The organism is Streptomyces sp. NPDC005374, assembly GCF_042872225.1.
Taxonomy (GTDB): domain Bacteria; phylum Actinomycetota; class Actinomycetes; order Streptomycetales; family Streptomycetaceae; genus Streptomyces.
In genome coordinates this window covers 641,077-661,808 of the sequence record NZ_JBIAKA010000002.1, presented here as the reverse complement: position 1 = coordinate 661,808, position 20,732 = coordinate 641,077, and the positions used below count along the sequence as shown (strand labels likewise).

19 protein-coding genes are annotated in these 20,732 nt (G+C 71.9%); 8 read left to right on the top strand and 11 right to left on the bottom strand.

The genetic code is table 11. From position 1 onward, the window contains the following. Positions 1-121 precede the first annotated feature (121 nt). The 3 genes from ACFYRX_RS08520 to ACFYRX_RS08510 are packed head-to-tail and all read right to left on the bottom strand — an operon-like array spanning position 122 to position 2,817. On the bottom strand, positions 122-892 hold the full coding sequence (locus ACFYRX_RS08520) for an SDR family NAD(P)-dependent oxidoreductase (protein ID WP_389097565.1): 771 nt from the start codon (positions 890-892) through the stop codon (positions 122-124). Between the two features lie 10 nt (positions 893-902). Further along, positions 903-1,673: an SDR family NAD(P)-dependent oxidoreductase gene (locus ACFYRX_RS08515; RefSeq protein ID WP_389097564.1), complete on the bottom strand. Its 771-nt coding sequence runs from the start codon at positions 1,671-1,673 to the stop codon at positions 903-905. A gap of 19 nt (positions 1,674-1,692) precedes the next feature. Continuing rightward, entirely contained in the window at positions 1,693-2,817 is a 1,125-nt protein-coding gene (locus ACFYRX_RS08510; RefSeq protein ID WP_389097563.1) for an acyl-CoA dehydrogenase family protein, read from the bottom strand. Positions 2,818-2,902: 85 nt separating this feature from the next. Here ACFYRX_RS08510 and ACFYRX_RS08505 point away from each other — a divergent pair, with 85 nt between their 5' ends. Further along, positions 2,903-4,075 (top strand): thiolase family protein, encoded by a 1,173-nt coding sequence (locus ACFYRX_RS08505; RefSeq protein WP_389097562.1) that lies wholly within the window; start codon positions 2,903-2,905, stop codon positions 4,073-4,075. Between the two features lie 71 nt (positions 4,076-4,146). On the opposite strand, the gene ACFYRX_RS08500 is transcribed toward ACFYRX_RS08505, so the two are convergent. Genes ACFYRX_RS08500 through ACFYRX_RS08490 form a run of 3 tightly spaced genes read right to left on the bottom strand, consistent with a single transcriptional unit; the run spans position 4,147 to position 7,488 of the window. After that, positions 4,147-5,625 carry an aldehyde dehydrogenase family protein gene (locus ACFYRX_RS08500; protein WP_389097561.1) on the bottom strand — a complete coding sequence of 493 codons (1,479 nt, stop codon included), beginning with the start codon at positions 5,623-5,625 and terminating at the stop codon, positions 4,147-4,149. 16 nt (positions 5,626-5,641) lie between these two features. Then, positions 5,642-6,661: an LLM class flavin-dependent oxidoreductase gene (locus ACFYRX_RS08495; protein ID WP_389097560.1), complete on the bottom strand. Its 1,020-nt coding sequence runs from the start codon at positions 6,659-6,661 to the stop codon at positions 5,642-5,644. A 53-nt stretch (positions 6,662-6,714) separates the two neighbouring features. Beyond that, the gene (locus ACFYRX_RS08490) at positions 6,715-7,488 is read right to left on the bottom strand and encodes an enoyl-CoA hydratase/isomerase family protein (protein ID WP_389097559.1); all 774 of its coding nucleotides are present in this window, start codon (positions 7,486-7,488) and stop codon (positions 6,715-6,717) included. Positions 7,489-7,675: 187 nt separating this feature from the next. On the opposite strand from ACFYRX_RS08490, the gene ACFYRX_RS08485 reads away from it, so the two are divergent. From ACFYRX_RS08485 to ACFYRX_RS08475, 3 genes are read left to right on the top strand one after another with little or no spacing between them, the layout of a single operon-like run. Next, positions 7,676-7,978: a hypothetical protein gene (locus ACFYRX_RS08485; protein WP_389097558.1), complete on the top strand. Its 303-nt coding sequence runs from the start codon at positions 7,676-7,678 to the stop codon at positions 7,976-7,978. 17 nt (positions 7,979-7,995) lie between these two features. After that, positions 7,996-9,513 carry a class I adenylate-forming enzyme family protein gene (locus ACFYRX_RS08480; protein ID WP_389097557.1) on the top strand — a complete coding sequence of 506 codons (1,518 nt, stop codon included), beginning with the start codon at positions 7,996-7,998 and terminating at the stop codon, positions 9,511-9,513. Then, entirely contained in the window at positions 9,510-10,511 is a 1,002-nt protein-coding gene (locus tag ACFYRX_RS08475) for a phosphotransferase family protein (protein ID WP_389097556.1), read from the top strand. The genes ACFYRX_RS08480 and ACFYRX_RS08475 overlap by 4 nt, the downstream gene beginning before the upstream one ends. 51 nt (positions 10,512-10,562) lie before the next feature. Here the strand turns inward: ACFYRX_RS08475 and ACFYRX_RS08470 are convergent, their stop codons facing one another. The 3 genes from ACFYRX_RS08470 to ACFYRX_RS08460 all read right to left on the bottom strand — a co-directional run bounded on the left by ACFYRX_RS08470 (position 10,563) and on the right by ACFYRX_RS08460 (position 14,410). Further along, positions 10,563-11,843 (bottom strand): amidohydrolase family protein, encoded by a 1,281-nt coding sequence (locus tag ACFYRX_RS08470; protein WP_389097555.1) that lies wholly within the window; start codon positions 11,841-11,843, stop codon positions 10,563-10,565. 135 nt (positions 11,844-11,978) lie between these two features. Then, positions 11,979-13,394: an amidohydrolase family protein gene (locus ACFYRX_RS08465; protein WP_389097554.1), complete on the bottom strand. Its 1,416-nt coding sequence runs from the start codon at positions 13,392-13,394 to the stop codon at positions 11,979-11,981. Next, the gene (locus tag ACFYRX_RS08460) at positions 13,388-14,410 is read right to left on the bottom strand and encodes a CoA transferase (protein WP_389097553.1); all 1,023 of its coding nucleotides are present in this window, start codon (positions 14,408-14,410) and stop codon (positions 13,388-13,390) included. The genes ACFYRX_RS08465 and ACFYRX_RS08460 overlap by 7 nt, the downstream gene beginning before the upstream one ends. A gap of 49 nt (positions 14,411-14,459) precedes the next feature. On the opposite strand from ACFYRX_RS08460, the gene ACFYRX_RS08455 reads away from it, so the two are divergent. Continuing rightward, positions 14,460-15,401, top strand: coding sequence for an enoyl-CoA hydratase/isomerase family protein (locus ACFYRX_RS08455; protein ID WP_389097552.1), 942 nt, complete (start codon positions 14,460-14,462; stop codon positions 15,399-15,401). Here the strand turns inward: ACFYRX_RS08455 and ACFYRX_RS08450 are convergent. Together ACFYRX_RS08450 and ACFYRX_RS08445 are read right to left on the bottom strand one after the other, a co-directional pair. Continuing rightward, positions 15,398-16,150 carry an SDR family NAD(P)-dependent oxidoreductase gene (locus tag ACFYRX_RS08450; RefSeq protein WP_389097551.1) on the bottom strand — a complete coding sequence of 251 codons (753 nt, stop codon included), beginning with the start codon at positions 16,148-16,150 and terminating at the stop codon, positions 15,398-15,400. The genes ACFYRX_RS08455 and ACFYRX_RS08450 overlap by 4 nt on opposite strands. After that, on the bottom strand, positions 16,147-17,466 hold the full coding sequence (locus ACFYRX_RS08445) for an acyl-CoA dehydrogenase family protein (protein WP_389097550.1): 1,320 nt from the start codon (positions 17,464-17,466) through the stop codon (positions 16,147-16,149). The genes ACFYRX_RS08450 and ACFYRX_RS08445 overlap by 4 nt, the downstream gene beginning before the upstream one ends. A gap of 293 nt (positions 17,467-17,759) precedes the next feature. On the opposite strand from ACFYRX_RS08445, the gene ACFYRX_RS08440 reads away from it, so the two are divergent. The 3 genes from ACFYRX_RS08440 to ACFYRX_RS08430 are packed head-to-tail and all read left to right on the top strand — an operon-like array spanning position 17,760 to position 20,710. Continuing rightward, complete coding sequence (locus ACFYRX_RS08440) at positions 17,760-18,992, top strand: CaiB/BaiF CoA transferase family protein (protein ID WP_389097549.1); 1,233 nt, start codon at positions 17,760-17,762, stop codon at positions 18,990-18,992. A 27-nt stretch (positions 18,993-19,019) separates the two neighbouring features. After that, complete coding sequence (locus ACFYRX_RS08435) at positions 19,020-20,219, top strand: cytochrome P450 (protein WP_389097548.1); 1,200 nt, start codon at positions 19,020-19,022, stop codon at positions 20,217-20,219. Further along, on the top strand, positions 20,213-20,710 hold the full coding sequence (locus ACFYRX_RS08430) for a VOC family protein (protein ID WP_389097547.1): 498 nt from the start codon (positions 20,213-20,215) through the stop codon (positions 20,708-20,710). Before ACFYRX_RS08435 ends, ACFYRX_RS08430 begins: the two co-directional genes overlap by 7 nt. The last annotated feature ends 22 nt before the right edge of the window (positions 20,711-20,732 follow it).

The window sequence follows — 20,732 nt, the reverse complement described above, 5'->3', positions numbered from 1 at the left end:
CTTGGGGGGGGGGCCGCCCCCCCCCCCCCCCCCCCGGGGGGGGGGGGGGGGGGGGGGGGGGGGCGGGGCCCCCCCCCCCCCCCCCCCCCCCCCTCCTGCTGTGCCCCCCACGGCTGCCGTGTCACACCGACAGCGCGAATCCCCCCGTCACCCGCAGCGTCTCCCCGGTGACGAAGGACGACCTGGGCGAGACCAGATACAGCAGCGCCTCCACGACATCCCGCTCCGCGCCCTCGCGGCGCAGGATCTGCTCGCCCACGACCCGCTCCGCCTCGGCCGGCGACAGCTGGGCGCGGACCGTGTCGGTGAGGATCAGCCCCGGCGCGATCGCGTTGACGCGGATGCCGTCGGGCGCGAACTCCCGCGCGAACGACACCGTCAGCCCGCGCACGGCGAGCTTCGAGACGCCGTACACCGTCCGGTTGGCGTAGGCCGCCGACGAGGAGATGTTGACGATCGTGGCGCCGGGGCGCCCGCGCATGGCCTCCCGTGCGGCGAGGGAGCAGATGACGACGCCCATGACGTTGACGTCGAAGACCCGCCGTACCTTGGACAGCCCGAGCTCCGCGAACGGCTTGTTGAACGCGGCGTGCAGTCCGGCGTTGTTGACCAGGATGTCGAGGCCGCCATGGCGTCGGACCACCTCCGCGACCGCCGCGTCGACCGCGGTCTCGTCGGCCACGTCGCAGGCCACCCCGGTGGCACTCCCGCCGAGCGCGGTGAGCTCCTCGGCGGCGGCCTCGGCGACATCACCGTCGATGTCGGCGAGCACGACATGCGCGCCCCGCCCGGACAGCGCGGCTCCGAACGCCTTGCCGAAACCGCGGCCGCCTCCGGTGACGAAGGCGACCTTTCCCTCGAACTCGTTGCCGGACATCGCGTTGTCGGACATGGGGCCTCCGTCATCTGGGGCCGAACCGCTGGCCCGCGTCGAGACGCAGGCACTGGCCGTTCAGCATGGGGTTGTCGATGATGGCCAGCGCGAGCTTGGCGTACTCCTCCGGACGCCCCAGCCGTCTGGGGAAAGCGGCGTCCTTCACCAGCGCGGCCCGCGACTCCGCCGGGATCTTTTCGGTCGCCCCGGTCTCGAACAGGCTGGGCGCGACGGCGAGCACTCGGATACCGAGCGAGCCGAGGTCACGGGCCATGGTGAGGGACATCCCGGCGATGGCGGCCTTGGCGGCCGAGTAGGCGACCTGGCCGACCTGCCCCTCGAACGCGGCGATCGACGAGGTGTTCACGATGACGCCGCGTTCGCCGGTGCTCTCCGGATCCTCGGGCTCGTTGCGGCTCATGTGCGCGGCCGCGAGCCGGCTGATGTTGAAGGTGGCCACGGCGTTCAGGTCGAGAACCTGGCGGAAGGCGTCCAGGTCGTGCGGGCCGCCCCTGCCGAGCGTGCGCTGCACGGTTCCGCCACCCGCCGTGGTGATCGAGACGTGCAGCCCGCCGAGCGAGGCGACGGCCGCGTCGAGCGCACGCTCGGTGCCCTCGAAGTCCATGACGTCGACGGGGTGGAAGCGCCCGCCGAACGCCGCCGCGACCTCGGCGCCCGCCGAACCGGGACGGTCGAGTACGACCACGTCGGCGCCGCGGGCCGCGAGCAGTTCGGCGGCGGCCCGGCCCATCCCGGAGGCGCCGCCGAACACGACGGCCTTCTTGCCCTTGATCTCCATCGGTTGCCTTTCCGTGCGCTCAGACGGTCGCGGGGGCCGGACGCAGCAGGGTGCAGAGCCGGGCGCGGTGGACGCCGGCGTCGCCGTACAGGACGCCGTCGGCCTTGGCCCGGCGCAGGTGGAGATGCAGGTCGTGCTCCCAGGTGAAACCGATGCCCCCGTGCAACTGGAGGGCCCGGGCGGCGACTTCACCGGCGCAGGCCGAGGCGTACGCGGCGGCCGCACAGGCCGACCGGGCGGCGTCGGGGCTGTCGGCATCGGCGGCCATCGCCGCGTAGTAGGTGGCGGCGCGGGTGCCGTGCACACGCAGCGCCATGTCGGCACACGCGTGCTTCACGGCCTGGAAGGCGCCGATCGGGCGCCCGAACTGCACGCGCCTCCCGACGTGTTCGACGGTGAGCTCCAGAATGCGCTCCATCACCCCCAACGCGTCGGCGCAGTGCAGCACCGCCGCGTCGTCGAGCAGCCGCTGGATTGCGGCGGGACCGGCGTCCAGGCGGCGGTCGGAGGGAACACGCACGGCCTCGAAGCCGACCTCGTGCAGGGCGCGCGTCGGATCCAGGACGCGTTGCCGTCGGACCGTCACGCCCGGGGTGTTCCGGGCGACCAGGAAGGACGCGGGTTCGTTCTCGTGCAGTGCGGTGACGAGCAGCCAGTCGGCTCCGGCGGCGTCCTGCACGGCGGTCTTGACTCCGTCGAGGACGAACTCGTCACCTTCGGCGCGGACGGTGGCCCGCACCGCGTCGAGTGTCCAGGGCGCGTGCGGTTCGGCGACCGCCCAGGTGGCCCAGCTCGATCCCGCGGCGAGGCCGGGCAGCACCTCTGCCCGGAGCCGGGGTGTGCCGGTGGCGGCGAGGGCACGGCCGACGATCACGGTCGGCAGGAACGGAACCCGGCCGAGCGCCCGCCCGGCCTCCTCGGCGACGAGGGCGAGTTCGACCAGCCCCTGCCCGGCACCGCCGTACTCCTCGGGCAGGGCCAGTCCCGGCCAGCCCAACCGCGCTGCCAGCGACCAGAGTTCGGGGTCGGCGTCCTCGTCCCGGTCGAGCCGGGCGCGTACCCGGTCGACGGGGGAGTGGTCCGAGAGCAGATCACGCGAGGCCGCACGCAGCATGGCCTGCTCGTCACTGAGCTCGAAGTTCATCCGAAGAGAGTATCCTCTTTTGCTGAAGCGGTCGAGATCTCTCCGCTTCATAAGCAGTGTTGGCCAATTTGGGTATCATCAATTCATGACTGATGCCGTTCTGCTCTCCGCGTGCCGCACCGCGATCGGAACCGCTCGACGAGGAACCCTGCGGGACACCAGCGCCTTCGACCTCGCCACCGTCGTCGTGCGTGAGGCGGCGCGCCGCAGTGGCCTCGCGCACGAGGAGTTCGACGACGTCGTCCTCGGCGAATCCCTGGCCGGGGGCGGGGACATCGCCCGGTACGCGGCGCTCCGGGCCGGTCTTGCACATGTGCCGGGCCTCGCGCACAACCGGCACTGCGCCTCCGGGCTCGCGAGCGTGGCGACCGCCGCGGGGAGTGTCCGGGCCGGCATGGACCGGGCGGTGATCGCGGGCGGGACGCAGTCGTCGTCCACGGCCCCGGTGGCCCGGCGCCGGGTGCCCGGCTCGGACGACTGGCAGGATCCGTGGATGTCGCCCTCCCATGCCCCGACGCCCGAGGCACCCAACGACGACATGGGGCTCCTCGTCGGCTGGAACACGGCCCGGATCGCCGGCATCTCCCGCGCGGAGATGGACGCATGGGCGCTGCGCTCGCATCAGCGGGCCGTGCGGGCCGTCCAGGAGGGCCGGTTCCTGGACGAGATCGTGCCGGTGGAGGTGACCGACCGCGGTGGTGTGACGTCGGTGTTCGAGGTGGACGAGCACCCGCGGCGCGACACCAGCGCGGAGAAGCTGGCCGCGCTGAAGCCCCTGCATCCGGAGATCGACGGGTTCTCCATCACCGCGGGGAACGCGAGCGGGGTGAACGACGGGGCGGCCGCGGTGGTCGTCGCCTCGGCGGATGTGGCCGCGCGGTACGGGGTCGCGCCGCTCGCCTCGGTGCGGGCCTGGGCGAGTGTGGGGGTCGATCCCGTACGGACCGGACTGGCGCCGGTCCTCGCGATACGCAAGGCGCTCGACCGGGCCGGGCTCGCGGTCGGGGACGTGGACCTGTTCGAGGTGAACGAGGCGTTCGCCGCGGTACCCATCGCCGCCGTACGGGAGTTGGGGCTGGACGAGGAGCGCGTCAACCCGTTCGGGAGCGGCTGCAGTCTCGGTCATCCGATCGCGACGACCGGAACGCGCATGGTCGTGACGCTGGCGCACGAGTTGCGGCGGCGGGGCGGGGGCGTGGCTGTCGCGGCCATGTGCGCGGGAGGCGGGATGGGGTCCGCGGTGGTGCTGGTGGGGTGAGCGGGCGCGGCGCGGTCGTGGCCGGTCCGCGCCCACGCGGACAGCCGCACCTGGACGCGACGGCACCTCGCTCAACGTGCCGCCCAGTTCACGCTCTTGGTCTGCAGATACTCATCGAGCCCGAACTCCCCCCACTCCCGGCCCAGTCCGCTCTGCTTGTACCCGCCGAACGGAGTCCGGGGACTGACCCCGGCACTTCCGCCGTTGATCGTGACGGTGCCGGTGCGGATCCGGGTGGCGAGCTCGTACGCCGTCACCGTGTCGGCGCTCCAGACGGCGCCGGACAGGCCGTAGGGACTGTCGTTGGCGATCCGCACGGCTTCCTCGTCGTCCCGGAAGGGGATGACCACGCCGACCGGGCCGAAGAACTCGGTCCGGGCGATCGTCATCGCGTTGTCGACGTCGACGAAGAGCGTCGGCTCGACGAAGTACCCGCGGTCGAGTCCCGTCGGGCGCCCCCCGCCGCACACGATCCCCGCCCCCTCCTCCTCGCCGGCGCGGATCAGCTTCTCCACCTTGTCGCGCTGGGCCTCGCTGATCAGCGGACCCATCGTGGTCGCCTCGTCGGCGGGGTCGCCGACCCGGACCGCGGCGAGGGCGGTGTGCAGCCGCTCGACGAACTCGTCGTGCACGGACGCGTGGACCAGCGAGCGGGTCAGCAGCGAACAGCCCTGCCCCGCATGGGTGGTGATGCCCGAGAACGCCGCCCGTACGGCGCCGTCGAGGTCGGCGTCCGCGCGGACGATGCTCGCGGACTTGCCGCCGAGCTCCAGGATCACCTTCTTCGTGGAGCCCGCCGCCTGGCTGTGCACCATCCGCCCGACCGCGTCCGACCCGGTGAAACTCACCAGGTCCACCATCGGGTGGGTGGTCAGCTCCCGCCCGGCCCCGGCGTCGCCGGTCACGATGTTCAACACCCCCGCCGGCAGCTCGGCGGCATCGGCGAAGTCACCCAGGAGCAGCGACTCCAGCGGGGTCGCGGGAGCCGGTTTCAGCACGACCGTGCAGCCCGCCGCGAGCGCCGGGATCAGCTTCATCATGCTGAGGAAGAAAGGGAAGTTGTACGCCGGGATCAGCGCGCACACCCCGAACGCCTCGCGCCGCACCACCCCTTGGAAGACGGCCGTGCCCGGCGCGAACGTGGGATCCATCGGCCGCTCCCAGGCGAAGGCCGGCATCACCCGCTCGGCCATGTCCCGCAGATGTGCGACCGGCATCCGGGTCTGAAGGCTCTCCGCGAGCCATCGCACCGAGCCCGCCTCGGCCATGTTCAGGGCCACCAGCTCGGGCAGCCGCCGCTCCAACTCCTCGGCCAGCCGCAGCAGTACGGCGGCCCGCTCGGCCCACCTCATGCGCGGCCACGGCCCCTCGTCGAAGGCCCGGCGCGCCGCCTCGATCGCCCGTCGCACATCGGCCACCGAGGACTGCGCCACCTCCGCGACCACTTCCTCCGTCGCCGGGTTGCGCACGACGACGCGCTTGTCCGATTCCCCGTCGGCGCGCCGCCCGTCGATGTAGAGCTGCGTGGAGAACGCGTACGGCTCGGGCATGTCCGTCTCCCTCTTCTCAATCTGCGGCGGTCTCGGCGGCGGCCCGTCCCGGCAGCGCCTCGATCAGCGCGAGGCTCGAACGGGCATAGGCGGCCCGGCGTTTGCGGCCCACGAGGAAGCTGGGCGGGGCGAAGTACCCGACGTCGCGGGGGAGCGCGTCGGCGCGCGCCGCGAGAGCCTTGCGGGCCTCGGCGGTGGTGCCGCAGAGGGCGATCGCGGCGACCATCTCGTCGGTGACGGCCTTGGCCATGCCGTCGGTGTCACCCGCGCGGAAGGCCGCCCGCAGTTGTTCGACGGGTCCCGCCCAGCCGTGGTGGGCGACGAACGGGTCGTACGTCCGCACGGTGAGATAGAAGGCGATCATGCGGCGGGCGTCCTCGACGGCCCGTTCGGGAGCGGTGTCGTCGATCGCCGTGATCACCCAACCGTGTTCCAGGGGGCGGGCGTTCGTGCCCGATCCGGTCCCGACGGCGGGCCGTACCACGTCGTTCCACCAGGAACGGGTGAACAGCCCGTGGCCGATGACCCCGTCGGCGACCCGGCCGGCGGTCCTGGCCATACCGGAGTTGAACGCGGCGAGCAGGACGGGGATGTCGAGCCGGCCGAGGACGGGGGCGCGTACGTCGGCGTCGATCGCGTAGAACTCCCCGGTGTGCCGTACCTTCTCGCCGTTCTCCGCGTGCAGCCAGGCGCGGACGGCCGAGACGGTGTCGGCGATCCGGGCCACGGGGCGTTCCGGGGGGACGCCCAGCCAGTCACGGTTGATGCGGAACGCGGCGCTGCCCAGGCCGAGGAACAGCCGGCCCGGGGCCTTCGCGTGCAGCTGACGCAGTGCGGTGGCGTGCGCGTACGGGGTGCGCGAGAAGGCGTAGGCGATGGCCGGGCCGACCAGGGCGTCCCTGGTGCCCGCGACGATCTCCGCCAGGGTGACGTAGGCGTCGTGGTCGGCGAACTCCGAGGCGCAGAAGGCGCTCACACCGGCCTCCTCCGCCTCCCGCGCGACCTCGGGGCCGGGCCATGGCATGCCGAACCGCATGAAATCTCCTGGTCGAATAGAGTGCCCTCTTCGTTTGGAGAGCATGGGAGGCGTCAGCGCAGAGTCCACCGGTCCCTGGGCACCGCCGCGCGGTCGACCTCGGCCTTGCCCAGGGGGTTGCCGATCTGTGTGTAGGACAGGCCGGTGCGCAGTGCCTGGGTGCGGGTCGCGTCCAGCGACTCCCAGATCGCCCGGACCGTGCCCTGGATCGCGGCGGGCGGCTTCGCGGCGATGATCCGGGCGATCCTGTCGGCGCGCTCGAAGAGTTCCTCGCCCGGCACGACCTCGCTGACCAGGCCGATCTGCAGGGCGCGCGCCGCCGACACCCGCTCGTCCAGGCCGAGCAGGGCGATGCGCAGGGCCTCGCCGAGAGGGATGCGCCGGGCCAGGCCGATCGGTTCCAGTGCGGCGGTGAGGCCGTAGCTGACGTGCGGATCGAAGAACGTCGCGTCCTCGGAGCAGATGATGATGTCGGCCTCGTTGAGCCAGTAGAACGCCCCGCCGGCGGCCATGCCGTGCACCGCGCACACCAGCGGCTTCCACACCTGGTTCAGCTTCGGCGACAGGAACTCCCCGGGGTCCGTCTGCGACCAGACGTTGGGATGCCGGTGGATCCCCTCCCTGACGTCCATGCCGGTGCAGAAGGCGCGGTCGCCCGCCCCGCGCAGGATGACCACGCGCACGTCGTCGTCCTGCTTGACGGTGTGCCAGACCAGGGAGAAGTCGTCGAGCATCTCCTGGGTGAAGCTGTTCATGGCGTGCGGCCGGTTCAGGGTGACGGTGGCGACGTGATCGGTCACCTCGTAGAGGACGGTGCTGAGGTCCATCGGGTCACCGTAGGCGGCTCCGTTCCCGCGGCCGCCGCACCCGCCCACTCACCGGGACTGCGACTCCGCCATCTCGACGTGATCCACATAATCCGTATACGCTTTTCGGCGCCGAGACGGCATGAGACGGCATGTGACGGCACGAAACAGCACGAGACGCACCCCGAGACTCGCGGAGGAAGCCGGAATGAAGCCACGCGTGGGGCAGATGCTCGCCAGTACGGTCGACTCGACGACGGTGGTCGTCGTGCGTGTCCCGGACGACGATCTGGAGATCACCTGCGCGGGCGCGGCGATGACCGACCCGGGCGGGCCGCGGACGGGCACGCCCGATCCCGGACTGATGAGCGGAACACAACTCGGCAAGCGCTACGCCGACGAGGCGACCGGCGTCGAGCTGCTGTGCACCAAGGCGGGGCAGGGCACCCTGGCGGTCAACGGCACCCCGCTCGCCCTCAAGGGCCCCAAACCGCTGCCGGCTTCGGACTGAGGGGCGGGACCGGCCCGATGAACGTGACGATGCTGCTGGACATGGCCGCCGACGGGTTCGGCGACCGGACCGTGATCGGACGCGCCGAGGGCGGACTGAACCCGGTGCGGCTGCGCGAACTCGCCGCCGGCGGCGCGCGGGCCGTCCGTGACGCGGACGCCGACGCGATCCTGTACCTCGCGGTGAACGGCCCCGCCTTCCCGGTCGCCCTGTTCGCCGCCGCCCGCGCCGGGGTGCCGCTGGTGCCCGTCAACTACCGCCTCGGAACAGACCAGTTGGACAGCCTGCTCGCCAACCATCCGCGCGCCCTCGGCATCGCCGACCCCGAGCAGTCCGAGGCACTGCGCCGGGCCGGGCTGCCGGTGCTGAGCCCCGCCCGATGGCTGGAGACGGCGGCCGGTGACGGCGGCTCCGACGATGCCGCGCACAACGACTCCCCGGCCGTCCTCATCTACACCAGCGGCACGACCTCGGCGCCCAAGGGCGTGGTGCTGCGGCACCGCAACCTGGTGTCGTACGTCCTCGGCACCGTGGAGTTCGCCGGAGCCGGCCCTGACGAGGCGGCCCTGGTGAGTGTGCCGCCGTACCACATAGCCGCCGTGTCGAACGTGCTCACCAACCTGTACGCGGGGCGCCGTGCCCTCACCCTCGAACAGTTCACGGCCCGGGGCTGGCTCGGCCTGGTCCGTGACGAGAGCATCACCCATGCGATGGTCGTACCGACGATGCTCGCCCGGATCATGGACACCGACGGTCTCGACCGGTCGGTGCCCTCGCTGCGCGCCCTCGCCTACGGTGGCGCGCGGATGCCGGTGCGGGTGATCGAGACCGCGCTCGGCGCATGGCCGCACGTGGACTTCGTGAACGCCTACGGGCTGACCGAGACCTCGTCCACGATCTCGGTGCTGGGTCCGCGGGAGCACCGGGACGCGCTCGCGAGCGACGCAGCCGGGTTGCGGGCGCGGCTCGGATCGGCCGGAGTGCCCTTGCCCGGCGTCGAGTTGGAGGTCCGGGACGAGGTCGGCGAGGTCGTCGGGGCGGGCGCGTCCGGGCAGATATGGGTGCGGGGCGAGCAGGTCTCGGGCGAGTACGCCGGGCAGGGCCCCGCGACCGACGAGCGGGGCTTCTTCCACACCCGCGACCGCGGGCGCCTCGACGCCGACGGCTACCTCTACATCGAGGGCCGGGCCGACGACACCATCATCCGCGGGGCGGAGAACATCGCCCCGGCCGAGATCGAGGACGTCCTGCTGCGCCACCCGGCCGTGCTCGACGCCGTCGTCGTGGGGGTGCCGGACGAGGAGTGGGGCCAGCGCATCGAGGCCGTCGTCGTGCCCCGCGACGGCACTCCGGTGGACGCCGGCGAGCTGCGTACGGCGGTGCGCGACACCCTGCGCGGGTCGAGGACGCCCGACCGCATCACGTACTGGACCGAACTGCCCCGCACCCCCACCGGCAAGCTGATCCGCCGCGACATCGTCGCCGCACTGACCACCGAGGACCGAGAGCGACACCGGGCGGGTGGAGCGACATGAACAGCCCTGACCTGCTGCGCGACCTGACCGCCCGCACCGCGGTCGCCGCCCGCCGCTGGGCACCCGACGCCGTGCTGGAGGGCATCGAGCCGCTCACCGGAGGCTCCTCCAGCCTGACCTACGTGGCCGAGCTGTCGGGTGTTCCGGCCGGGCACGAGCGCGTGGTCCTCAAGGTGGCCCCGCCCGGCCTGCCGCCGGTGCGCAACCGGGACGTCCTCAGACAGGGCCGGATCATGGTGGCGCTGTGGGGGCGGCCGGGCGTACGCGTACCCCGGGTGCTGTTCCACGACGGCGGCGCTCCGCCCTTCGTGGCGATGGAGCTGGTGCCGGGGGAGTGTGTGGAACCGGTCCTCGTGCCGCGCGGCCGGGTCCCCGCCGCACATGTCCGGGCCCGCGCCCTGGACGCCGCCCGCATGCTCGCCGCCCTGCACCGGGTCGACCCGGCGGACACAGCCGACACCGCGGAGCCCGTGGTGCGCCTCACCGACGAGATCGACCGCTGGACCCGCGCGTTCACGACCGTCCCCGACGACCTGCGCACAGGACACGAGAAGGTCGCGGAGCGGCTGCACGCCACGGTGCCGCCCGCCATGGCACCGGTGTTCACCCACGGCGACTACCGGCTCGGCAACACGCTGTGCGAGGCGGGCCGGGTCACCGCGGTCATCGACTGGGAGATCTGGACGCCGGGCGACCCCAGGGTCGACGTCACCTGGCTGACCTTCTTCACCGACGAGGCCCGCCATCCCGCGTCCGTCTCCGACGAGCCGACCGGGATGCCCGGCAAGGCGGAACTCCTGGAGGCCTACCAGGAGGAGCGTGGTGAACGCCTCGCCGACCTGGGCTGGTTCGAGGCGCTGACGAAGTACAAGGAGTCCGCGGCGACCGCCCTGCTCATCAAACGGGCGCGGAAGTCGGAGGAGTTGAAGGACATGCACCGCCGCATGCTGCCCGCGCTGCCGGTGCTGCTGGAGGAGGCGCTGGAACTGCTGGGCTGACGGTGCGCCCGGGGGTGACCACGTCCACGGTCACCCCCGGCCGTGTGCCGGTCAGGTGCCCTCGGTGACCTTCACCGGTGCCAGCTTCCTCGACTTGTCGAAGTGCACGACGTCCGCCAGCGTTCCGCCCAGGATCGCCGCCCGGTCCTCGTCGGAGACCGTCGCGTCGAAGTTGTACGCGATGCAGTCGGCGCTGCTGCGGAAGGTGCCCTCGGCGTGCGGGTAGTCGTTGCCCCACATGATCGTCGAGACGCCGGTGATGTTGCGGGCCTGGACCGCGGTGGGGTCGTCCGCGAACTGCACGTGGATCTGCCGCCGGATGTACTCGCTGGGCTTGAGCGGGTAGGGCCACTTCTCGTTGATCGTGAAGAGCCGCCCCATGGCCGGCTGGTCGTTCGGCGAGCGGTCGTCGTCCCAGAAGCCGAGCCACCAGTCGGCGTCCTGGCCGATGCCGGTCCGGAACGACTTGTCCATGAAGCCCATGTACGACACCAGCCAGCCGGCGCTGAACTCGATGAGGTTGAAGTGCAGTTCGGGGTAGCGCTCACAGACACCGCCGCCGACGAGGTCGGCGATGATGCGCTGCGGGCTGGAGAACCCGGCCGCGGCGTTCTGCAGCCGGCCCGACACCATGTCGTCGGTGAGCTGGCCCTTGCCCATGTTGACGGCCATCATCATCTGGCGGACCGTCGTCGCCGTCTGCGAGGTGTGTTCCTTCGTCTTCACGCCACCGGTGGCGACGTGGATGAACACCGGCATCCCGTGCGACTGGGCGGCGGCCCACAGCGGGTCGTACACCCGGGACGCGTACGGCACGTCCGGGGTCTCCGGGATCAGGATCGCGCCGAGCCCGAGGCGCGCGCACCGCTCGACCTCGGCGACGGCGTCCGGGATGTCGGTCACGGGGATCGCCGCCGTCGGGCGCAGGCGGTCCTTGTGCGTCAGGAAGCGTTCGGCGATGTAGTCGTTCCACACGCGCGCGTGCGCCATCGACAGCTCGTGGTCGTCGGTGAACAGGACGAACAGCGACAGGTTGGGGAACATCACCGAGGCGTCGACGCCGTCGAGGTTCATGTCCCGGAGGATGTGGTCCGGCTCGCCGTCCGGGGTCGCGCCACCGAACTGGCGGTACTTGGAGATGGTCCAGCCGTCGTAACCGATGGTGTGGAGCTTCTTGAACTCGGTGTGGCCGCCCTCCACGATCGGCTCGTCCAGGGTGAACTCCTCTTCCCACAGGGCTCGTTCCCTGAGGCTCCTGGGCAGCCGGGTCTTGAACAGATCTACCGGCTCGATGATGTGCGAGTCCCCCGACACGACGAATTCCTTGAACACGGGCCGAACCTCTTTTCGAGCTGCATCCTGAGGTGACTGGTGAGATGAATTGTGAGTACCGACCGGTCGTTCTACGATTACTTCGATCAGGTCTACCCGTCTTGATTGCGTGAGTCAAGGGAATGGACAGGGCGCTCAGCGCACCGGTCGTCCGGCGACGAAGGCGGCGCGGACGGTCTGCCCGGAGAGCGTGTCCAGAACCTCGCGCAGGGGCACGTGGAGCAGACACAGGTCGGCGGCCGTACCGACCGTCACCTGCCGGGCCCGGCCGGGGCGGGTCGGCTCCCCGAGGAACAGGCCCAGGGCCGCCCGGGGCGCGATCGACTCGCCGTCGTCCCGCCCGACCGCCGCCCGCATCACCGCCCAGGGGTCGGCCGTACCGTACGGCGCGTCCGTGCCCGCGGCGACGGGGATCCCGGCCTCGGCCAGGGTGCGGCAGCGGTACAGGTGCGGCCGGTCGTCGGAGTCGGTGTCCGTGGCGTAGGCCGCCGCCCGCTCCACGGGGAAGTGCGGCTGCGTCACCACCGTCAGCCCGAGCCGCCCGATCCACTCGATCGTCTCGACCGGGATCACGGACCCGTGCTCGATCCGGTCACCGGCGACCGGACCCGCCTCGTCCAGGGCGAGCAGGGTCACCAGCAACTGCACCCGGGTCACACAGTGCACGGCGACCGGCCGGGGCCGTACCCGGGTCACCGTGGCGGCGAGGTCGCCCGGCGTCGGCAGAGTCGTGTCGTCGAGCATCAGCTTCACCGGCGGATCCACGCCCATCACGACGAGACGCTGAGGCAGCACCGACAGCAACTGGGTGAGACCGGGGCCGGGATGAGGGTCCGCGTTGGTGAACCCGGTGACTCCCAGCGCCGCCGCCCGCCGCCCCACACCCTCCAGGTCCAGCCGCACCGGCGGGACGTATCCGCGCAGCCGCTCGTCCTCCCGCCAGAACCGTCCGTCGCCGCCCACGTCCAGCCCGGCCGCGCGCAGTGCCGCGCTGTTCCACACCCACAGGGCCCCGGTGCGGTGCTGGACGCGGACGGGGCGGTCGGGGGCCCAACCGTCCAGCAGCCACCGGTCCAGCTCTCCGGCGACGCTCTCGTGGTACCCGACGGCCCGCACCCACTCACCCGGGGCCCCGGTCCGCAGAGCCGCCGCGAACTCCTCCCGGCCGCGCACGTCCTGGGGGCCCACCCGCACGGAGGACGCCTCGGCGGCGAGGGCGGCCAGATGGATGTGGTGGTCGTGCAGACCGGGCAGCAGGGCTCCGCCACGGCCGTCCAACTCGACGTGCTCCGGAGGCTGTTCACCGGGCCCGCCACTCACTCCGGGTGTTCCGCCCAGGCCCGTGTGCGTCGCGCCGGGCGTGCTGTCGCGTTCCGTGCCCCGTGCTCCCGGCGTCGTATACCGTCCCGGTTGCCGTTCCCCATGCGGCCGCCCCCGCCCGTCCGACTCGCCCCGAGCAGCCAGGCGCTCCCCGATCTCGACGACCCGACCGTCCGCGATGCGCACATCCACGCGGCCGCGGCCCTCGACCTCGACGTTCCTGATCAGCACGGCCGACGCTCCCGCACGGCGGAACCGGCGAGGGCCGCCGCGCAGGCGGCCATGGACACGCACAGCAACTCCCCGCCGCCCCGGGCGAGGGAGCGTGCCGCGGCGTGCGCGGCGAGGACTCCGGTGACGGGGTCGGCGAGCGCGTCACCGAGGAAGACGGGGTCGCCCTCGCCGTCGAGTCCGGTGAGCCCGCCGGCCACCGCCGCGTCGTCACCGAAGGCGATACGGTCGTCGTCGCGGCCGTATCCGGTGATGCCGACCCAGACCCGGCCGGGCCGGTCGGCGAGGAAGCGCTCGGCGTCGATGCCCAGCCGCCGCAGCGCCCGTGGGCGTGACGCCTCGATGACCACGTCGGCCCCGGCGACGACCTCGGTGAGCGCTTCGGAGGGGAAGTCCAGCACCAGGCTCTCGTGCCCGCCGTGCAGCCAGCCGTAGAAGCCGGGCACGCCGAACCGGGCGCCGTCCGGTCTGGTCGTGCTCTCCACCTTCACGACCTCGGCGCCCGCGAGTCCCAGCAACCGTGCGCACAACGGGCCCGCCCACAGGGCGGAGAAGTCGACGATCCGAACCCGGCTCAGGCTCCGCCGCCGTCCCGGGCGGTGGGCCAGCACCGGCACTCGTCGACCACGGGCCGCCCCGAGCTCCGCCGCCGCGATACCGAGCAACTGGGCGGCACGGGCGACCTCGGCCGCCGTAGCCCGTTCCGCGGCCTTCGAGAGTTCCGCGTCCGGTGATCCCAGCAGTGCGACGAGCGCGGGCACGGCGGCCAGGTCGTCGGGCCGGGCCAGGTTGACCGCGGCCCAGCCGTCGGCCGTACGCAGAAGACGGCAGGAACCGCCCGCCGACGTGCGGCCGGGAAGGGAGTGACCGGCCAGCTCCGCGCGCAGGAAGAGGACCGTGGGCAGGTCGACCGGTACGCCGGTGAGACGGGTGAAGTCCTGCGCCGCGGCGGTGAGCGGGCCGAGGAACGGCTCCACCGGCTCCAGCCACTGATCGAGAGCAGCATTCTTCACCACGTGAACGCCCTTCTCCGCGGAGGCGGCTTCACATTACACTCCGGTGCTCATGCAGCCGCCCTTCGAACTGGTCGATCTCGACCGCACACCCCCGCCGAGCGCGGGGGAGCCCCGGGGGTGTGTCCGGGTGGGTGTCGCGGCCGAACACCGCGACGCGCCGGGCGGCTTCGACGTCCTGCTCACCGCCACCCCCGACCCGCCCCGCCCCTGGGTCGGCGGTACGGACCCGCACCTGACCGCACGCCGTCTGGCGGACGTCGTCACGGCCCAGCCCGCGGCCGCCCTCGCTCTCGTACAGGTGCTGCGCATGGGCGCCCGGCTCACCGGACCCGAGCGCCTGGTCGTCGAATCCCTCGCTTACTCCACGCTCCAGGCCGGCACCGGATTCCGTACCTGGCTGGCCTCGGCCCGCCGCCGCACCCCGCGCCCGGCCGCCGAACCGGTAGGGCTGACCCGCGACGGCTCCCTGCTCACCGTCACGCTCGACCGGCCCGGGGTGCGCAACGCCTTCGACGCCGCGACCCGGGACGCCCTGTGCGAGGCCCTGCACGTCGCCGTGGCCGACCCCACGGTCAGCCACGTCGACCTGCGTGGCAACGGACCCGCCTTCTGCAGCGGGGGCGACCTCGCCGAGTTCGGTACGTCCCGTGACCCCGCGCAGGCCCACCTGGTCCGCGTCGAGCGCAGCCCCGCCGCCCTCCTTCAGCGGTGCGCCCACAAGGTGACGGCACATCTGCACGGCGCCTGTGTGGGCGCGGGCATCGAACTCCCGGCGTTCGCGGGCCGGGTGCGGGCCGCGCCGGACACCGTCATCCGGCTGCCCGAAGTGGGCATGGGCCTGATCCCCGGCGCGGGCGGCACAGCGAGCCTCCCGGCCCGGATCGGCCGGGAACGCACCGTCTATCTCGCCCTGTCCGGCGCCGAGTTGAGCGCCGCCGAGGCGTTCACGTGGGGACTGGTGGACGAGGTCACGAGCCACGTCGCCGTCTAGTACAGCCCGCCGTCCACCCGGATCAGGGCGCCCGTCGTATAGCTCGAGGCGTCACTGGCGAGGTACAGCGCGGTGCTGACGATCTCCTCGGGCCGCCCCGGGCGCCCCACCGCGCTACGGGTGCTCCGGCGCTTCTCCTCCGTCCAGGACCTGGAGATGTCCGTGAGGAACGGACCCGCGGAGATGGTGTTCACCCGGACCGTCGGGCCGTACTCCAGAGCGAAGACGGTGGTGAGCGCGTTGAGTGCGGCCTTGGCGCCCGCGTAGGGGCCGAACCGGGGCTGGGGCATCAGCGCGCCCGACGAGGACACGTTGATGATCGAGCCGCCGCCCGCGTCCGCCATGCGCTGCCCGACCAACGAGGCCAGTCGGAAGGGGCCCTTGAAGTTGACCCCGATCACTTTGTCGAAGAGTTCCTCGCTCGTGGCGGCCGACGAGGGCGCCAGCGGGGACATGCCGGCGTTGTTGACCAGGACGTCGACGGTGCCGAACTCGGAGTAGGCGACGTCCGCGAGCCGGGTGAGGTCGTCCCAGTGGCCGACGTGGGCCGCGACCGGCAAGGCGCGTCGGCCGAGTTCGCGGACCTCCGCGGCCACCTTCTCGCACGCGTCGGCCTTGCGGCTGGCGATCACCACGTCGGCGCCCGCCGCGGCGAAGGCGAGCACCATCTCCCGGCCCAGGCCCCGGCTGCCCCCGGTGACGAGGGCGACCCGGCCGGTGAGGTCGAACAGGTCGGCGGGGGACTTCACGCCTCCACCCGGCCGGTGAGGCCGTCGTCGTCGATGATGTGCGCGTACCGCTTGCGGGCGGCGTCCAGCTTCGGCGGGATGTGCTCGCTGGGGAACAGCCCCTCGGCGGGCCGGTACCCGCGCAGGACCTGTTTGGCGATCGTGGTGCGGTGCACCTCCGTCGGGCCGTCGGCGAGAGCGAGGTTGGGGGCGGCCATCCACCATTTGGCGAGCGGGAGTTCGCCGGTGGTGCCGAGCGAGCCGTGCAGGTGGACGGCGCGCTGGACGATGTCGTGCAGCACCTTGGCGGTGGCGACCTTGCACATGGCGATCTGGGTGCGGGCGGCACCGTGCGGCTGGGTGTCGATGAGCCAGGCGGTGTTCAGGACGAGCAGCCGGAACTGCTGCAACTCCAGCCAGGAGTCCGCGATGAACTGCTGCACCGCCTGCTTCTCGGCCAGCAGAGTGCCCTGGGTGCGCCGGGACAGCGCCCGCTCGCACATCATGTCGAAGGCGCGGGTGCACTTGCCGACGGTACGCATGGCGTGGTGCACCCGTCCGCCGCCGAGCCGGGCCTGCGCGACCTCGAAGCCCCTGCCGGGGCCGCCGAGCATGGCGTCGAGCGGGACGCGGACCCCGCGGTAGCGGATGTAGGCGTGGATGCCCTCGTCCAGGGAGTCGCGCTCGTCCATCGCGGCGACGTTGCGCTTGATCTCGATGCCCGGTGTCCCGGCCGGGACGACGAACATCGACATCCGGGCGTGCGGCGGCGCCTCGGGGTCGGTGACGGCCATGACGATGAGGAACGCCGCGTAACGGGCGTTGGAGGAGAACCACTTCTCCCCGTCGATGACCCACTCGTCGCCGTCGCGCCGGGCGGTGCACACGAACTCCTTGGGATCGGCGCCGGCTTGTGGCTCGGTCATCGAGAAGGTGGAGACGATGTCGCCGTCGAGCAGCGGCTGCAGATAGCGGGCCTTCTGCTCCTCGGTGCCGAACATCGCGAGGATCTCCGCGTTCCCGGTGTCCGGGGCGGCCGTGCCGAAGACGGTCGGCGCCCAGTAGGAGCGGCCGAGGATCTCGTTGAGCAGGGCGAGCCTGACCTGGCCGTAGCCGGGGCCCCCGAGTTCGGGGCCGAGGTGACAGGCCCACAGGCCCTGCGCGCGGACCTGCTCCTGGAGCGGGCGCAGGACGGCGCGGGACTTCTGGTTGCGGGTGTCGTACGGATCGCCGCCGTGCGGGAAGAGGAGGTCGAGCGGTTCCACCTCCTCCCGGACGAAGGCCGCGGCCCAGTCGAGCTTGGCCTGGAACTCGGGTTCGACCGAGAAGTCGAGCATCGCCCCTCCATGGATGAATGAGTATCCTCTTTGAGTCCGCCTCGTGTCGACTGGGCGGAGTGGACTGGGTGTTGCCGTCACCGTACCCATAATGAGTATCCGCAATAGCTTCCGTTCGGACCGTGCGCCGCCTACGCTTGCCGCAGACGCACGAGGTCGACGATCGCCGCCCCGCGCCACCGCCCGACCGTGCGGTCCCACTGAGCGGGCGCACCAGCTCGCCCCGGAGACGGCGCGGTCAGTCTGGAGCGGCGAATCCCCTCGACGAGTCGACGCCAGGAGGAGCGAGTCAGATGCGGAACCCGATGGACGGTGTGCGCGTTCTCGAAGTCGCGCAGTTCACCTTCGTCCCGGCGGCCGGCGCCGTGCTCGCCGACTGGGGAGCCGAGGTGATCAAGATCGAGCATGCCGAACGGGGCGACGCCCAGCGCGGGTTGGTCCGCGTACTCGGCTACGCGGCCATCAGTGAGGGCTCGTCCTTCTTCCCGACCATGGAGGGCCCCAACCGCGGCAAACGCAGCGTCGGACTCGCTCTGGAGAGGCCCGGCGCCCGGAAGGTCCTCGACGAACTGATCCGCACCAGCGACGTGTTCCTCACCAACTTCCTGCCCGAGGCGCGGGCCAAGCTCCGCATCGACGTCGAGGACGTACGCGCGGTCAACCCGGACATCGTCTACGTCCGCGGCAGCGGCTTCGGAGCCCGCGGTGCCGAGGCCGACAAGGGCGGCTACGACAGCACGGCGTTCTGGGCGCGAGGAGGCAGCGCCGCCGGAGTCACGACACCCGGCGCGGACCGCATGACCCGCATGCCGGCCGGCGCCTACGGCGACGCGATGGGCGGCATGACCATCGCCGGGGGCATCGCCGCCGCCCTCTACTCACGCGCGATGACGGGTCAACCCTCCGTCGTGGACGTCTCGTTGCTCGGCGTCGGCGCCTGGGCCACCCAGTTCTCGGTGAACATGGCGCTCATGAGCGGCGGTCCACTGCCGGTGCGGACACCGCCGAGGTACGGCTCCGTCACCAACCCGCTCATCGGCGCCTACCGCACCTTGGACCGACGGTGGATCGAACTGTCGATGCTGCAACCGGGCCGGTACTGGGCGGAGTTCTGCAAACTGGCAGGTCGCGAGGAACTGGCCGCGGACGAACGGTTCGACAGCACCGAGAAGCTGATGGCGAACGCGGCCGAGGCCGCCGCGATCGTCGCCGAGATCCTCGCGGGCCGCTCCTTCGACGAGTGGACGGAGATCCTCTCCCGGGGGGACGGGCAGTGGGCGGCCGTACAGGACGCGTGGGAAGTGGGGCAGGACCCCTCGCTGCGTGCCAACGGACTCATCGCGTCGGTCGTGGACGCCGACGGAGTCGACCGTGAACTGGTCGCCAGTCCCGTGCAGTTCGACGAGACGCCGGTGACGCTGACCCGTGCGCCGCAGTTCGCGGAGCACACCGACGAGGTCCTGCTGTCGCTCGGAATCACCCAGGAGGAACTCCTGGCACTCAAGATCGACGGCGCTGTCAGCTGAACTCGGCCACCGAAGGAGAGGACCGCGATGAGCACGACCCTCGAACCGGACGGCACCCACGAAGGCGTGCCCGCGTACCACTTCGACAACCGCCTCGGCGGCCCGGTCCTCAGCCACCACGACCGCTGGGACGCGTGGGCGCGCAGCCACTCCGGCTTCCGCAGCACCATGGCCCGCGGCTTCTGGGTCGTCACCGACGGCCCCGCCGTGCAGGAGGCGCTGCAGGACTGGCGGACCTTCTCCAACACGTCGGTGACCGTCCTGGAACCGAACCCGCGGTTCCTGTGGATCCCCGAGATGCTGGACCCGCCCCTGCACAACGCGTGGCGGCGCCTACTGGGCAAGGACTTCTCACCGAGCGCCGTGGCGGCCCGGGAGGACGAGGTCCGTCAGGTCGCGGGGGAGATGATCGACCGGATCAAGGACGACGGAACCGCGGACGTCCTCGACGAGTTCGCCCGCCGGTTCCCCACGGTGATCTTCATGCGGCTGATGGGCCTGCCCGAGAACGACCTGCCCACCTTCCTGCACTGGGTGCACGAGCTGCTGCACCTCTCCCACGGCGAGGACCCCGACGCAGCCCGGCAGATGGCCGCCATGAACGCCGTGTCGGACTACTTCGAGGAACAGATCGCCCTGCGCCGCGAGACACCCCGGGACGACCTGCTGTCGCGTGCGATGACCTGGCGGATCGACGGTGAGCCGATCGACGACCGGGACCTGCACGCCTTCTGCATCCTGATGTTCCAGGCCGGCTTCGACACCGTCCCCATCTCGATCGGCTGGGCCCTCTACCATTTCGCCGCCCACCCGGACCTGCGCGAGGCGATCGTCGCCGACCCCTCCCTCATCGCGACCAGCGTGGAGGAGATCCTGCGCGTCTACTCGTTCGTCGTGCCGGCCAGGAAGGCGACCAGGGACGTCGAGATCGGCGGCTGCCCGGTCAGGGCCGGGGAGATGGTCATGCTGCCGCTCGCCGTCACCAACCGCGACCCCGAACGCTTCGAGAACCCCCTGGAAGTGGACCCGCACCGCACGACCACCAACCACGTCGCCTTCGGCTCGGGCCCCCACCGCTGCCTGGGCTCACACCTCGCCCGCCTCGAACTGAACGTGGCCGTCGAGGAATGGCACCGGCGCATCCCCGAGTACCGGATCGCGCCCGGCCAGGAACTGGAGCAGCACGGCAACATGTACGGCATCAAGCAGCTGCGGCTCGAATGGTGAGCGGCGCCGGCAACACGGCCACTGCCGGCCCACTGTGCGCGGCGGACCTCTACCACACCGGCATCGTGGTGCCGGATCTGGAGGCGTCGAAGTCCGCGCTCACCGCGATCGCCGGCTACCGCTGGACCGAGACGATGGCCGCCGACCTGCCGGTCCGCCTCGCCGACGGCGACCGCGTGCTGCCCCTGCGCTACGCGTACTCCCTCGACGCCCCGCACATCGAACTCGTGCAGGAGATCCCGGGCACGCCCTGGACGGCACCGCCGCGCACGGCGGCACACCACCTGGGCTACTTCTGCGACGACGTCCCCGCGACGGCCGAGCGGCTCGAGAAGGCCGGGTTCGCGATGGAGGCGTGCGCTGTAGTCGACGGTGACGCCCCGTCGGTCTTCGCCTACCTGCTCGACCCCTCGGGCGTACGGATCGAGATCGTCGACCGGGCAAGGATCCCGGACTTCGCCGCCTACCTGCGGTCCAAGACGCCCCGCTGAGCCCCGATCGTGGAGGAACCAG